The following is a 14,839-nucleotide window of genomic DNA, read 5'->3' on the forward strand; positions in this document are numbered from 1 at the left end:
CCATTAGGCGATCTATTGAACTCGTGGTAAAATAAAGGGTGGTGAAAACGATCAGATCTTCATGTTGCTTTAACGCGTGAAAGTTTGATATGATCAATATAATTGTGTGTTTTTTATTTGAATTTGGAGGTGTCTATATGTCTAGAATTACAATTGACGAGGTTAAGCATGTGGCAAATCTAGCAAGATTAGCGATTACGGAAGAAGAAGCAGAGCAATTCCAACATCAGCTAGATGCAATTATCTCGTTTGCCGAAGAGTTAAACGAGTTAGATACCGATCATGTGGAACCGACTTCCCATGTGTTGGATATGAACAATGTATTACGTGAAGATGAGGCAACTAAAGGACTGCCGCAAGAGGAAGTTCTGAAGAATGCACCTGATTCACAAGACGGCTATATTAAAGTGCCGTCAATCATGGATTAGTTGGAGGGGAAATAGTTTGAGTTTATTTGATCATAAAGTGTCTGAGCTTCATGAGCTTTTACATAAAAAAGAGATTTCAGCGACTGATTTAGTCGACGCATCTTATAAAAGAATTGCTGAAGTAGATGACAAAGTAAAAGCCTTCTTAACATTGGATGAAGAGCATGCGCGTCAAGTAGCGAAAGAAATCGATGGTAAATTAGGAACGGATGAGCAAAAAGGTCAATTATTTGGTATGCCAATCGGCGTAAAAGATAACTTAGTCACAAAAGGTTTAAGAACAACTTGTGCGAGTCAAATATTAGATAATTTTGATCCCATCTATGATGCAACTGTTGTTTCGAAATTAAAAGAGGCAGAAGCCATTACAATCGGTAAATTAAACATGGACGAGTTTGCTATGGGCTCATCTAATGAAAATTCAAGTTACAGCGCAACACGCAATCCATGGAATATCGAAACGGTTCCTGGTGGTTCTTCAGGTGGATCAGCTGCAGCGGTTGCAGCGGGAGAAGTATTATTTTCACTAGGATCAGACACGGGTGGTTCGATTCGTCAGCCCGCATCTTTCTGTGGTGTTGTTGGGCTTAAGCCTACATATGGTCGTGTATCTCGCTTTGGTTTAGTGGCATTTGCTTCTTCTCTTGACCAAGTGGGGCCAATTACACGTACAGTTGAAGATAATGCGTATCTTCTTCAAGCGATTTCTGGTATAGATCCAATGGATTCGACCTCAGCTAATGTGAGTGTACCGAATTTTGCTCAAGGTTTAACTGGCGATGTGAAAGGATTGAAAATCGCTGTTCCGAAAGAATACTTAGGCGAAGGTGTGCAAGAAGATGTCAAACAATCGGTGCTTGCTTCCCTTAAAGTATTAGAAAAATTAGGAGCAACATGGGAAGAGGTTTCACTTCCACATTCTAAATATGCACTTGCAGCTTATTATTTACTTTCTTCTTCTGAGGCTTCAGCTAACTTAGCACGATTTGACGGTGTACGTTACGGTTATCGCACTGAAAATCCAGAGAGCTTAATTGATCTTTATAAAAAGTCTCGTTCTGAAGGATTTGGTGATGAGGTAAAACGCCGTATTATGCTTGGTACATTTGCCCTTAGTTCAGGTTATTATGATGCGTATTATAAAAAGGCGCAAAAGGTTCGTACACTAATTAAACAAGACTTTGAAAATGTCTTTGAAAAGTATGATGTCATTATCGGACCAACAACGCCAACACCGGCATTTAAAATCGGTGAAAAAACGAAAGACCCATTAACAATGTATGCGAACGATATTTTGACCATTCCTGTGAACCTTGCTGGTGTCCCGGGTATCTCTGTACCTTGTGGATTCTCAGAAGGGTTACCACTAGGGCTGCAAATTATCGGTAAGCACTTTGATGAAAGCACGGTTTATCGTGTTGCTCATGCATTTGAGCAAGCAACTGATTTCCATAAACAAAAACCGGAGCTGTAAGGGGGGACAAGGAATAATGGAATTTGAAACAGTCATTGGACTTGAAGTCCACGTTGAATTAAAAACAGATTCAAAAATTTTCTCTGCGAGCCCGAACCATTTCGGAGCAGAGCCAAATACAAATACGACAGTTGTTGACCTTGGTTACCCTGGTGTATTACCAGTAGTCAACAAAAAAGCAGTTGAATATGGTATGAAGGCATCTATGGCCCTAAACTGTGAGATTGCACCAGTGACGAAATTCGATCGTAAAAACTATTTTTATCCGGACAATCCAAAGGCCTATCAGATTTCCCAATTCGATAAACCAGTTGGAGAACATGGTTGGATTGAGATCGAGGTAGATGGTTATAAGAAAAAAATCGGAATTACACGTATTCACCTAGAGGAAGATGCGGGTAAATTAACGCACGGCAAAGGATATTCTTTAGTCGATTATAACCGTCAAGGGACACCTTTAATTGAAATTGTCTCAGAGCCGGATATACGCACACCAAATGAAGCCTATGCGTACTTAGAAAAGCTAAAATCAATCGTACAATATACAGGTGTTTCTGATTGTAAGATGGAAGAAGGTTCCTTACGCTGTGATGCCAATATTTCATTACGACCTGTCGGCCAGAAGGAATTTGGTACAAAAACAGAATTGAAGAACTTAAACTCCTTTAACTTTGTTCGTAAAGGATTAGAGTACGAAGAGAAGCGCCAAGCGGAAGTCCTTCGTGAGGGCGGTGTCATCGAACAAGAAACACGCCGTTTTGACGAAGCTACTGGGAAAACATTGTTGATGCGTGTGAAGGAAGGTTCTGACGATTATCGTTACTTCCCAGAGCCGGATTTATTAGATATCGTGATTGATGAAGATTGGAAAGCTCGTATTCGTGCGGAAATTCCTGAACTACCAGATGCACGTAAAACACGTTATATCGATACGTTCGGCTTACCTGCTTATGATGCAGGCGTCCTTACAGTAACAAAGGAAACAGCGGATTTCTTTGAAGCGACTGTTGCTGCGGGAGCAGAGCCGAAACAAGCTTCGAACTGGATTATGGGTGAGGTATCAGCCTATCTTAATGCAGAAGGGCTCGAACTACATGAAACAAAGCTAACAGCAGAAGGCTTAGCAGGGATGATTGCCTTAATTGAAGATGGAACCATTTCTTCAAAAATTGCTAAAACTGTTTTCAAAGAATTAATTGAGAATGGTGGAGAAGCAAAGAAAATCGTTGAAGATAAAGGATTAGTGCAAATCTCAGACGAATCAGCGCTACTCGCTATCGTTACTGAAATCCTTGATAATAACCCTCAATCCATTGATGATTTCAAAAATGGGAAGAAAAAAGCTGTCGGGTTCCTTGTTGGTCAAATGATGAAAGCAACAAAAGGACAAGCGAATCCACAAATCGTTAATAAATTATTGATGCAGGAAATACAAAAGCGTTAAACAAAAAAATCCGGACATTGAAACTGCACCCCAATTGTTAGACACAATCTAACAACTGGAGGTGCAGTTTTTTTATGGCCAAATTTAATGCTGAGGAAAAGTCAGCTACTGTCAGTAGAGCTTTAAAGGGAAATGAAAAGCATTTTTAACGGAGCAAATTTTGTGCAACCAATAGCAAGATTTTGCAACTTAGTTACGCAAAAGGTGGAATCGATGCTTATAGTAGAATCCCGTGAGATATAAGGAACGTATAATAGAGTATCCGTAGCTCAGAAAAGGATCCTCGCCATATAAGCATCGTAATTTTCGTTTCTAAAATATATGCGGAACAATTCTCTGCACTAGATAACTTAGCACTCATGTTTATAATAAGTGGAGAGCAAGACTCGCTTTAGCGAAATGTATGTGGCTCCTTAAGATCTCTACTAATAATTATTGCTAATAAAACAGCACTAACGCCACCGACAAGTTTGCCAATAATCATGGCAAATACGACTTCTTTCTGAATACCGGCGACAAAGGCTAAATGGCTTCCTAGAACAAAAGCTCCACTTACGGCAAAAGCAACATTAATGATTTTGCCTCTCGGTTCCATGTCCTTTATCATGATAAGCATAGGAATATTATGAGCGAGTGAAGCAATCAATCCAGCTGTGGCTGTATCACTTAATTTTAACCAAGACCCCATCTTACTGAGCGGCACCCTGAAATATTTCGATATAAATGCGACCATAGGAAAAGCTCCGGCTAGGAAAATCGCAATAGACCCGACGGTTTGAATTCCTTCCTCAATAGGTGTTAAATGAGGAATAAGTGTTAGACCAGTCAATGTTTCAAAAATAATTGCTGTTAGTCCGATAATAGCAATCACTTCTATACATTTACCGAAAATGGCAAATCCGCGAATCATCCTTTCTGGTTTTTTCCATAATCCCCAAGCGATGATCAAAGAGAAAGCAATGGTCGGGATAAGATTTTTAATAATCATCACAAATGACAATCCAGCGACCAAGCCCCCAACTAAACAACCAATGGGAACAGTAATAAGTCCTACTAGGATTCCTTTCGCAAAATAAGGTTGGTCTTCTTTTTCAATCAAGCCTAACGCCACCGGAATGGTAAACACAATGGTTGGTCCCATCATAGTACCAAGGAATACCCAAGCGAATAATTCTGAATCCGCACGAACTGACATCTCGGTAGCTAGAGAATACCCGCCCATATCGATGGCGAGAAGGGTATTAGCGAAAGCTGCCGGGTCTGCGCCTATAAACTGGTAAACGGGAGAAATCACAGGTGTCAATAGCGCTGCTAGGACGGGCGCCAAAGAAATAATACCAATCATAGATAACGCGAGAGAGCCCATCGTCATAAGCCCTGCAGTGAACCTTTCACCTAGTCCTAATTTATTCCCGCAGATTTTATCAAGTGCACCGATACAAAGGAAAGCGGCAACAATAAAAATAATCAAATCATTTATGTTCATCTTTGTTTCTCCATTCAGACTGATGTTGATTAAAAAATAGCAGGAGTGGTAATTGAAATGATGACCGTCTCTTGATTGAGTGGATTTTCCCACATATGAGGAACGGTGGATGGAAAATGTATTGTTTCTCCTTCGTTTAGATGATATTCCTCATCTTCCACTCTTACAACCAGTGCCCCCTGTAATATATAGAAAAACTCTTCACCCGGGTGCCTTACCATTTCAACATCTTTTTGTCGAGGTTTTAACTTTACAATGAATGGTTCCAATTTTCGTTCAGGAAAATGACCACTTAGTTTTATAAAAGTAGAGTCAGAGCTTTCAATTTTAAATGGTCGTTGGTTCTCTTTTTTCATCACATAATGAAAATCATCATCCTCTTCAAAGAAATGGATCATCTTTACTCCGAAGGCATCGGCAAGCCTTTTTAATGAAGTGATGGCTAATGAAGAGGCACCTCTTTCGATTTGTGATAGAAAACTAACAGATAGCTCCGTTTTCTCACTTAATTCTTTCAATGTCATGCCTTGCTCGTTCCGAAGTTGTTTAATCTTCTTATATATATCATCCATTGAGGTGACATCCTTTCTTTTTTTGCTTTTTTATCTTATCATGATTTATACAGTGAGAGTATAATAATTTTACATATACTATAAAAAGGGGAATTTAAAATGAGTATTTACCAAGAAAGGTTAAAACAATTACAGTTATATTTGAGTGAGCAGAAACTTGACTTTGCTATTGTCACTCAACCTAAAAACATTTTCTATTATACTGGGTTTAATAGTGAACCGTATGAAAGATTCATGGCGATTGTGATTAATCTACAAAAGAGTGAAGAATACTTATTTGTGCCAGCATTAGATTATGAAGCAGCGAGCGAACATTCATATGTGAAAAACATTATACCGATTAGTGATGATGAAAATCCATATGAAAAATTAAAATCAGTAATCAAAGTGACTAACGAAGTAGTAGGATTGGAAATAAAAGACATCAATCTTTTTCAACAAGAACAACTTAAAAACGTATTCTCGCATTTTAATTATCAAGATATAGGTAGGTTCATAGCCAACCAAAGAATGTTGAAGACACCTGCTGAACGGACAAAGGTTTTACATGCAGTAACAATTATTGAAAAAGTACTAGCCGAGGGATTAAAGAAGGTCGAAAAAGGGATGACAGAACTCGATTTAGTATCAGAGTTTGATTATTTAATGAGGAAATTTGGTGCTGATGGACCTTCTTTTTCCACAACGGTCCTCTCAGGTGCAAAATCATCTTTACCACATGGGCATCCTGATCAGAAAAAGCTCGAAAAAGGGGACTTTCTCTTAATTGATATGGGGGTTGTTGCGGATGGGTATTGCTCCGATATCACACGTACATTTGTTTTAGGTGAACCTACTACTAAGCAAAAAGACATTTATGAAATTGTAAGGAAGGCTACTCGTATGGGTGTTTCAACGGCTAGGGCAGGCATCCCTATTGGCTCGATTGATCAAGCGGCGCGACAAGTCATCCAAGAGGCAGGCTACGGACAATATTTTAATAATCGCGTCGGTCATGGATTAGGTATTGATGTTCATGAAGAGCCATCCATTCATGAAAAGAATGGTACCTTAGTTGAAAAAGGTTTACTTTTTACGGTAGAACCTGGGATTTATATACCTGGATTTGGTGGGGTGAGAATAGAAGAAGATGTCTATATAAACGAAGAAGGAAAGGCTGAGGTGTTGACATCTTTCCCAACAGAATTACAAGTAATTGTTCGTTTTTAACTTAGTGCTACTTTCGTATTAGCGCAGATAATTGACTTACAACCTTGGACAGTTGATCCGACTTTTGTATACAATTCGTGGACACAACTAGCAGGTTGTAGACATAAATTTTTTTTATAATTTATCTTTTAGCTTTTATTAAGGAGAAAAAAACCCCTATAATTATTGGAGTTATGAATGTACTTCTAAATTTCAAATTCCTAATATATCTTCTAATTAATGGGGGGTTATTCTTGTAAGAATATATAAATAACACTTTTTCAACATAGGGTCGAACACTATCAATCGTACAAAATAGCCTTATTCAACAATCATGTCACATGGTTGTTGAATAAGAGCTTTTTCTTTTTTTATATTAATAAACTATTTTATTCTCAGGTTATTAAACTATGTTTACAGAGAGCCTTAGATTAATTGATTTTAATCGTGAATTTACTTTTTGTATCTGTAAAAACGAAGCTCTAAATATATATACTTATATTTTTCATCTTGTTTCTGATAATAGCAATTAGTAAACAAGCAGTGGACATAATAATACAAATGGAGATATTAATATAATGAGGAACATTACCAAATATAAAAAAATTTCCTTTATCTTCAATACACATTTTAATTGCAGTGTACATTAGGAAACCAGCTCCTAAATATATTATGAATCGGTATTTTTCTACTAATGATAAGATAAAGTGGCTACCAAACAGAATGATAGGAATTGAAATGAGTATTCCATATAAAACTGGCATAAGACCATCTGTTACACTCGTTAAAGCTATTACATTGTCAATTGACATTGCTAAGTCAGAAATGATAATTATCTTAAGTGTATGCCAAAAGTTAGTATCTTTTGTATAATGGTCATCTTGTAATTCTTGCTTTTGCACTATTAGTTGAAACGCGATTCTCATTAACAGTATCCCACCTATTACTTGGATGAATGGGAGGCTTATTAAATTTATTATTAGTGTGGCAGATAGAACTCTAAGTATTATTGCACCCACCATCCCATATAGTATTACTTTTTTTTGCTGATTAACCGGTAACTTCTTTGCTGCAAGGGCAATGATAATAGCATTATCCCCGGATAGTAGGATGTCAATTCCAGCAACTTGAATAGTTTCAAGAAAATTCATAGTACCTCTCCTTAACCAAATTACAAACCGAATAATCGGTCTGTTTTTTAATTACTATGAGGACAAGAAATAATTCATTCACAAATAAATATATAAATACTTGAAAGAATGAAATACAATTTTCTTCTAGCTCCTAGGCATTATAGTAAAGGAATGTGAAAATATATAAATAATAAAGACAATAAAGTAACAGCGTGAAAATGAAATTTAAACTTCCACAGACTTTTTGGTCTGTAAAGGTTGCATTAATTTTGTTTACACTTCATAATATGTTACAGGGTTTGAAAAGGGAGACGATTATTTTTATGGGGAAGCATAATAACGTGATGCTAAGGGACAATATAGTCACTAGTGCAAAAGAGTTATTTCGTACAAAGGGGTATTCAGAAACAACAATGAATGATATTATCCAGATGGCCCAGACTAGTAAAGGCAATATTTATCACCATTTCAAAAATAAAGAAGACTTATTTCTGTATATTTTTGAACAAGACATTTCTATATGGATAGATAAATGGGGAGAATTCTCCTCACATTATCAAGACCCTATTGATAAAATCCATGCTTTAGCACAATTTTCTTCCGAAACAACTCATAGTCAATACATTCATAAAGCCACTGAGGAATTTTTCTTAAGTACCTTTAAAAATCAGGAAACACATAAAAAAATAAAAGAATTGGATCAAAAATATGTTAATCTTTTCAAAGAGATTATTATTCAGTGTTTAGAGAATGATAAAATCGAGAAAGAGAAAGATGTAGATTTATTAGCTCATATATTAATGAACATTATTCATGGAATTGAATATAGTTCATTTGAGGAAATATCATTTACAAGGAATAAATATTACAATACAGCCATAGATATTTTCTTAAATGGTGTAATTAAAAAGTAGGGTAATAATTACACTCTTTTCTATTTTTAATGGACACTTTTTTATACCAAACAGACTGTACAGTCGGTCTGTACTATAAAAGGAGGTAATTAAATGCAGAAAAATGAGCATGTGTTAATTATTGGCGGAGGAATAGCGGGGTTAGCGGTATCAATATTTTTGAAAAGGGCAGGTATTAAAGCAACTATTTTTGAAAGCAAACCTTCTAATGATGAATCAGGTGCAGGTTTTGTACTGACCCCAAATGGTTTTAAAGTATTACAGTCCTTAGACTGCGAACAGGAGATTTTACAGAATTCAACAGTGATTAAAAGTATGCACATGATAAATCAGGAAAATGATGAAGTTTTTGTACAGAGGGATTATTCTGATAAATATTATAATTCTGCAATGATTAATATCACGAGAGCAAATTTAGCAAACGTACTTTTAAAAAAGGCTAATCATCTTGGGATAGAAGTTAAATATAATAAGAAGTTAGATGGTCTCAAGCAATCTAACAAGGGTGTGCTAGCCACATTTGAAGACGGTAGCACAGTTGAGGGTCATATTCTAATTGGAGCAGACGGCACATTTTCGAAAACTAGAACTAACATCTTTCCTAGTCTAAAGTTAGATTATGCAGGTATTTGGGGAGTTCAGGGGGTTTCTTCTATTGAAGATACTAAATTAAATTTAAGTGCGGAATTTTATGGGTACATGGGTAAAAATAACTTTTTACTTTGCTTTGCTAAATGTCATCCAACTAATCAGGATAATATTTTATGGCAAGCAATTGGAGTTAGCCCTGAAAAATTACCAATCAATAAATTTGAAAAAGGATCTTTAAACAATATTAAAGCAAAAATATATGATTTAATGAAAGATTGGAATATAGATAAGGCTGTTTACAATATGTTAGAGAACACAAAAACATTATATCCTCGGAGTATCTATTCTATTGGGGACCTTCCCTCGTGGTCTCAAGGGCGTGTTGTCCTCATAGGAGATGCATTACACACAACGAACCCTTTAGTAGGTCAAGGTGCTTCTTTTAGTTTGGAAGATGCAATGTATCTGGCCAAAATGCTGAAAGAGCATGATTACAGAGATGCATTTTATTATTTTGAGGCAGATAGACGACCAAGAACTAAAAAAATAACGGAGCATTTTCTAATGAACCAAGAATTTGATTTAGAAGATTTTATTAATAATTATAATATCAAATGGGAAAGTGAGTCTCTAATCAACTGAATAAATGTCATGCAGATTACAGACCGATTAATCTGTGTGTAGTTTAGATAGTAGTTTAGTTGTAAGTTATAAACCATCTAAAGAGGGGATTAAGAGGTATTATTTTAAAGAAAAAACTACTGATTTTCAACATAGGATTTTTATTGAGGAAATAAAAAAAAGGATAGATAAATATGTAATTTATAAAATATCAGACAATAAAGTTGTTTAAAAGGTATATGAATAACTATCTTGGCGAGAATCACCTTTAATAGTCTTCTGTTTTTGGATAATCAGGAGGCTTTTTTTTTGTGAAAATGTAGGTTAATTAATACTTAGGAGGAAGTTATGTCTTTATTATTAAGAAACAAGGGTGCAATGGTTTTCCTTATGATTAATATGTTCTTGGCTATGTCGGCCTTTGGTTTGGTAGTTCCTGTCATGCCAGAATATATCAGGATACTCGGTTTAAATGGAACGACTGCAGGATTATTAACAGCAGCCTTTGCAGTCACACAATTTTTTTTCTCGCCGGTTGCTGGAAGGATATCAGATAACTTCGGAAGGAAGAAGTCAATAGTTTTAGGATTGATTATTTTAGCCTTGTCAGAATTGCTTTTTGCATTAGCCACTTCTGCAGTTTGGCTATTTGTATCCAGGTTTTTAGGGGGAATCGGTCTAGCATTCGTAATGCCCTCGGTAATGGCGTATACAGCGGATATCACATCAGAACAAGAAAGAGCTAAGGGAATGAGTTATGTATCTGCTGCGCTTTCAACAGGGTTTTTAGTTGGGCCTGCAATTGGAGGATTCTTAGCGGAATTCGGTACTAGAGTACCTTTTTTTGTTGCTGCAATAGGAGCAGGAATAGCTGCAATAATTACTGGCCTCATATTACCAGAAGTGAAAAGAAGTGGGGAAGAATTAAAGGTAATAAAGGGAAATGGTATTTTTAAGATGATAGTAACTTCTATTAAGACGCCGTATTTCAGTACGCTTTTGGTGTTATTAGTATTAGGATTTGCACTTGCGAATTTTGAGACTGTTTTTGGTCTATACTTAGATGCAAAATATAGTTTTGGACCTAAAGATATAGCAATGATTATGACCATTGGTGCCATTGCAGGTGTTATTGTCCAACTAGGTATATTAGATTTATTAGTTAAGAAGCTGGGAGAACTTATGGTAATTTACTTAAGTGTCCTAATTGCTAGTTTGTCTGTGATGTCGATATTATTAACTAATAGTTATTGGTCGTTAATTTTAGTTACAATAATTATTTTTGCTGCATGTGATATTTTAAGACCAGCTGCAAGCACTTACCTGTCAAAACAAGCAGGAAACGATCAAGGGTATGTTGCAGGGTTAAATTCTTCTTATAATAGCATTGGTACTATTTTAGGTTCTTCCATTGCTGGAGTACTTTATGATGTGAATATTAATTTCCCTTACTTAGTTGCTGGTTTAACATTATTGATTTGTTTCTTATTTTTATGTTTAAAAAGTAGAAGTAGTAACAAAAAAAGTTTTAGACTTAACGCTTAAAAGATAGCAAAAGAAATCATTAAGCAAAAGTATAACAAAAAATTAATAATTAACTCAGGTTGTATACTGAGGGTAAGACTAAATAAAAGAGCCAAGATTAATACCGTACAATCTTATGGTGTTTTTACTGGCTATTATTATATGGTCATTTAATGATTTCTTCGGATAAAAGATTGATTGATAATATAGAATCAATCTTTTTTTTTGTTAATTTTCCTGCTTGTCGTGTATAAGACTGGCCCCCTATAAGAGATTGTTAAACAATTGCAACAAATTTCGACAAAAGTCTTCCCATTCCTGTGGTATATTGGCTTATGGTGATAGTAGTTAGAAAATTAAATAAAAAAACAGTGATAGTTTAGCATCTTGGAGGGGATAAAAATTGCATTACGATACAATTATTATCGGCGCAGGTTCAATGGGGATGGCAGCAGGCTATTATTTAGCGAAAGAGGGCAAAACGGTTTTGCTTATTGATGCGAATAGGCCACCTCATCAGAAAGGAAGTCATCATGGTGAAACGAGAATCATTAGATATGCTTATGGTGAAGGACATGCTTATGTGCCACTCTTGTTGAAGGCTAAACAACTATGGGAAGAAGTAGAGAAAGAATCCGAAATGGAGTTGTTTTTACAAACAGGTGTTTTAAATATTGGTAGTGAGACTTCTCTTTTTATGAAGGAAGTCAAGACAAGTGCGGAAAAATATCAATTACCACTTGATGTTTACACACATGAAACGGTCAATTCTAAATGGAAAGCATTACAATTAGATGATGGAATGGTTGCTTATCATGAGCCGACATCTGGGGTTTTGAAGTGTGAGGATTGTATCGAGGCTTACCGGAGACTTTCTCTCTCTCATGGCGCTAAAATCGTGACTGATAGCGAAATTACTGACTTATCTATTATAGAAGGAATTGTTAATATTGCTACAAAGGATGGACATTATTCAGGTGACTCGTTAATCGTTTCCGCAGGAGCGGGCACAAATTCCATTCTTCATTATCTGGACTTGCAGCTTCCGTTATATCCGATTCGGAAAACTTTCGCCTGGTATAAAGCACAAGAGGATGTTTATGAGGCGAAACAGTTTCCAGCTTTTACATGTGAAACGCCATTAGGTCATTACTATGGCTTTCCAAGTATAGATGGTTCAGGATTGAAACTAGGTAGGCATGATGGTGTTGTTCAGAAAATAGAGAATAAACAAGAAGTGCAGCCTTTTAATGAGGAAGATGAGAAAGAGCTTGCCACTTTTTTAGCGAGATATTTCACTGAAAAAACAAACTTACAAGTAGGTAAAACCTGTATGTACACAATGACGCCAGATGAACATTTTATTATTGATCGCCATCCTCAATATGAGAATGTAGCAATCGCAGCTGGATTTTCCGGTCATGGATTTAAATTTAGTAGTGTAGTGGGTCATGTTTTAAGCGAACTAATCCGAGGAAAAACTTCCTCCGTGGATATTTCCCCTTTTACAATTGAGAGATTTGCTGAATTGAAGCGATAATAATATGGGAAATGTCGATAATCAGATTCTTTCCTGGGAAATAAGAGGAATTATGTCGGAGAGAGATTAGAAGAAGGTTCAAGTTTCGACACCAGGTCATTGTGGAGGGGGATGAGCATGAAAAAAATCGGTGTTCTGTCGTCATTGTTACGTTATCCTGTCAAGTCATTTGGCGGTGAAAATGTGGAATCCACTAGGGTCTTATCATACGGTGTATATGGCGACCGAAGTCATGTCATTGTAGATGAAAGTAGGCAAGGAAAATACCTTACAATCACTCAATATCAAGAAATGGCAGCATATCAAGCAGCATTTGTTGGTGAGGAAAAAGAAGATACATACCCTGAGTTACAAATACATACAGCAAATGGCGAGAGGTACGGATGGACTAATGGGAAGTGGAGGCGAGACCTTCAGCTGAAAAGTGGACGGGATTTATCTTTTCATTCTTTTACCCCATCCTTTGTACCAATTGGGGCTATTGAGGAAGCGCCTCTTTTGTTAGTAACCCATTCATCACTACAATATTTGAGTAAGCAACTTGGGAAAATGGAAATCGACGCCAAGCGTTTCCGTCCCAACTTAATTATTCATACTGATCTAAATACGCCATTTTCGGAACATGATTGGATCTCCAACCAAATGAAAATAGGAGAAGAAGTGGTGATTGAGGTAACTCAGCCTTGCGAACGTTGCATGATTATTACGGTTGATCCGAAAAATGGACAAAGAACGCCTAACATACATAAAGAGATCATTAGAACCAATCATAATTATTTTGGTGTTTATGCAAAAGTGATTCAAACGGGGAAGGTAAAGCTTGGTGATGAAATTTGGCTCGTAAATGATTGATGAGGGGATGATAAGGTGCATTCGCAAAAACAAGCAATGATCCGCCATCATGAACAATTTATTCAATTTATTGAATCAATCCAAGCTAGCCATTGGCGAAAAGAAATAAATGAAGGAAAATGGTCAGTCGCTGAAGTGGTAGGCCATTTTATTCCGTGGGATGAATTTATTTTAAGAAAACGTCTACCCTTTCTTTTATTAGACCTGCCCCTACCAAAGGCTCCTTCTGCAGATGAAATCAACCCTATTGCCGCTGAAACAGCAAGAAATCAATCACAGGAGACAATCATTGCAGAATTAATCGTAAAAAGGAAACAAATAATAGAAGGAATCTCTAAGATCCCAGATGCGTATTGGCATAAAACAATCATCATTGGGAATAAGAAAATAAGTCTTTATGATTATCTCATCGGACTTGCTGCACATGACGAACATCATATGAAGCAAATTAGTGCCATACTTTCATCGTTCAATGGTATGATATGATTGGATAAAAACGCAAAAGGGATGTGCAAAGGAAATGGAATTAAGAGAATGGTTTGAAAAGGGTTTAACGAAAGAACAATACCTTAATCATATGCAAGTCAACAAAGAAGGTATGCTTAGCATTTATGAAGGTTTTTCGCTTAGTGAAGAAGAAAAGGAAGCATTACAAGAGATTAAGCAAAAAAACCTGCACGCCATTGTTCTTACGGAAGATTGGTGTGGTGATGCAATGATTAATAATCCCGTACTATTAAAAATTGCTGAGGAAATAGGCATGGAAGTACGCTTCGTTTTAAGAGATAGTAACTTAGAATTAATGGATCAATACTTAACAAATGGAACAGCACGAGCGATTCCTATTTTTGTATTTATCGACGAAAAAGGTGAAGAACAAGCTGTATGGGGCCCTCGTGCACCAAGACTACAAGATTATGTGATGGAGAGAAGAACCTCCCTCCCTGCTAAGGAAGATCCGAGCTTTGAACAGGCTCAAAAAGAGCTCTATAAAAGCATTGGAGAAACCTACCAATCTGATCCGAGTTTATGGCATAGTGTGGCTGAGAGTATTATTGCAAAATTAAAATAA

14 protein-coding genes are annotated in these 14,839 nt (G+C 36.4%); 11 read left to right on the plus strand and 3 right to left on the minus strand.

Annotation, left to right across the window (positions count from 1 at the left end; all coding sequences use genetic code 11):
- The first annotated feature begins 137 nt into the window (after nucleotides 1–137).
- The 3 genes from gatC to gatB are packed head-to-tail and all read left to right on the plus strand — an operon-like array spanning nucleotide 138 to nucleotide 3,346.
- A complete protein-coding gene (gatC, locus tag MHH73_RS03195) occupies nucleotides 138–428 on the plus strand; it encodes an Asp-tRNA(Asn)/Glu-tRNA(Gln) amidotransferase subunit GatC (protein ID WP_191816513.1) in 291 nt (96 codons plus the stop codon).
- Between the two features lie 16 nt (nucleotides 429–444).
- Entirely contained in the window at nucleotides 445–1,902 is a 1,458-nt protein-coding gene (gatA, locus tag MHH73_RS03200) for an Asp-tRNA(Asn)/Glu-tRNA(Gln) amidotransferase subunit GatA (RefSeq protein WP_341064590.1), read from the plus strand.
- A 16-nt stretch (nucleotides 1,903–1,918) separates the two neighbouring features.
- A complete protein-coding gene (gatB, locus tag MHH73_RS03205; RefSeq protein WP_191816517.1) occupies nucleotides 1,919–3,346 on the plus strand; it encodes an Asp-tRNA(Asn)/Glu-tRNA(Gln) amidotransferase subunit GatB in 1,428 nt (475 codons plus the stop codon).
- Nucleotides 3,347–3,737: 391 nt separating this feature from the next.
- Here gatB and eutH read toward each other — a convergent pair whose 3' ends face one another.
- Nucleotides 3,738–4,832: an ethanolamine utilization protein EutH gene (gene eutH / locus MHH73_RS03210; RefSeq protein ID WP_341064593.1), complete on the minus strand. Its 1,095-nt coding sequence runs from the start codon at nucleotides 4,830–4,832 to the stop codon at nucleotides 3,738–3,740.
- Nucleotides 4,833–4,861: 29 nt separating this feature from the next.
- On the minus strand, nucleotides 4,862–5,404 hold the full coding sequence (locus MHH73_RS03215) for a cupin domain-containing protein (RefSeq protein ID WP_341064596.1): 543 nt from the start codon (nucleotides 5,402–5,404) through the stop codon (nucleotides 4,862–4,864).
- A gap of 99 nt (nucleotides 5,405–5,503) precedes the next feature.
- Here MHH73_RS03215 and MHH73_RS03220 point away from each other — a divergent pair, with 99 nt between their 5' ends.
- Complete coding sequence (locus MHH73_RS03220; protein ID WP_341064598.1) at nucleotides 5,504–6,613, plus strand: M24 family metallopeptidase; 1,110 nt, start codon at nucleotides 5,504–5,506, stop codon at nucleotides 6,611–6,613.
- A 461-nt stretch (nucleotides 6,614–7,074) separates the two neighbouring features.
- Here the strand turns inward: MHH73_RS03220 and MHH73_RS03225 are convergent, their stop codons facing one another.
- Nucleotides 7,075–7,743, minus strand: coding sequence for a YjbE family putative metal transport protein (locus MHH73_RS03225; RefSeq protein ID WP_341064601.1), 669 nt, complete (start codon nucleotides 7,741–7,743; stop codon nucleotides 7,075–7,077).
- Nucleotides 7,744–8,048: 305 nt separating this feature from the next.
- On the opposite strand from MHH73_RS03225, the gene MHH73_RS03230 reads away from it, so the two are divergent.
- The 7 genes from MHH73_RS03230 to MHH73_RS03260 all read left to right on the plus strand — a co-directional run bounded on the left by MHH73_RS03230 (nucleotide 8,049) and on the right by MHH73_RS03260 (nucleotide 14,839).
- Nucleotides 8,049–8,639, plus strand: coding sequence for a TetR/AcrR family transcriptional regulator (locus MHH73_RS03230; RefSeq protein WP_341064603.1), 591 nt, complete (start codon nucleotides 8,049–8,051; stop codon nucleotides 8,637–8,639).
- 93 nt (nucleotides 8,640–8,732) lie between these two features.
- Nucleotides 8,733–9,872, plus strand: a complete 1,140-nt coding sequence (locus tag MHH73_RS03235) for an FAD-dependent oxidoreductase (RefSeq protein ID WP_341064605.1) — start codon at nucleotides 8,733–8,735, stop codon at nucleotides 9,870–9,872.
- A 327-nt stretch (nucleotides 9,873–10,199) separates the two neighbouring features.
- The gene (locus MHH73_RS03240; protein ID WP_341064607.1) at nucleotides 10,200–11,396 is read left to right on the plus strand and encodes an MFS transporter; all 1,197 of its coding nucleotides are present in this window, start codon (nucleotides 10,200–10,202) and stop codon (nucleotides 11,394–11,396) included.
- 382 nt (nucleotides 11,397–11,778) lie between these two features.
- The gene (gene solA, locus MHH73_RS03245; protein ID WP_191816527.1) at nucleotides 11,779–12,915 is read left to right on the plus strand and encodes an N-methyl-L-tryptophan oxidase; all 1,137 of its coding nucleotides are present in this window, start codon (nucleotides 11,779–11,781) and stop codon (nucleotides 12,913–12,915) included.
- A gap of 117 nt (nucleotides 12,916–13,032) precedes the next feature.
- Nucleotides 13,033–13,767: an MOSC domain-containing protein gene (locus MHH73_RS03250; RefSeq protein WP_341064609.1), complete on the plus strand. Its 735-nt coding sequence runs from the start codon at nucleotides 13,033–13,035 to the stop codon at nucleotides 13,765–13,767.
- 15 nt (nucleotides 13,768–13,782) lie between these two features.
- Entirely contained in the window at nucleotides 13,783–14,253 is a 471-nt protein-coding gene (locus MHH73_RS03255; RefSeq protein ID WP_341064612.1) for a DinB family protein, read from the plus strand.
- Nucleotides 14,254–14,287: 34 nt separating this feature from the next.
- Nucleotides 14,288–14,839 carry a thioredoxin family protein gene (locus MHH73_RS03260; RefSeq protein ID WP_341064614.1) on the plus strand — a complete coding sequence of 184 codons (552 nt, stop codon included), beginning with the start codon at nucleotides 14,288–14,290 and terminating at the stop codon, nucleotides 14,837–14,839.

Origin of the sequence: Cytobacillus sp. FSL K6-0265 (genome assembly GCF_038003465.1) — a bacterium.
In the GTDB taxonomy this organism is placed as follows: Bacteria; Bacillota; Bacilli; order Bacillales; family Cytobacillaceae; genus Cytobacillus; species Cytobacillus stercorigallinarum.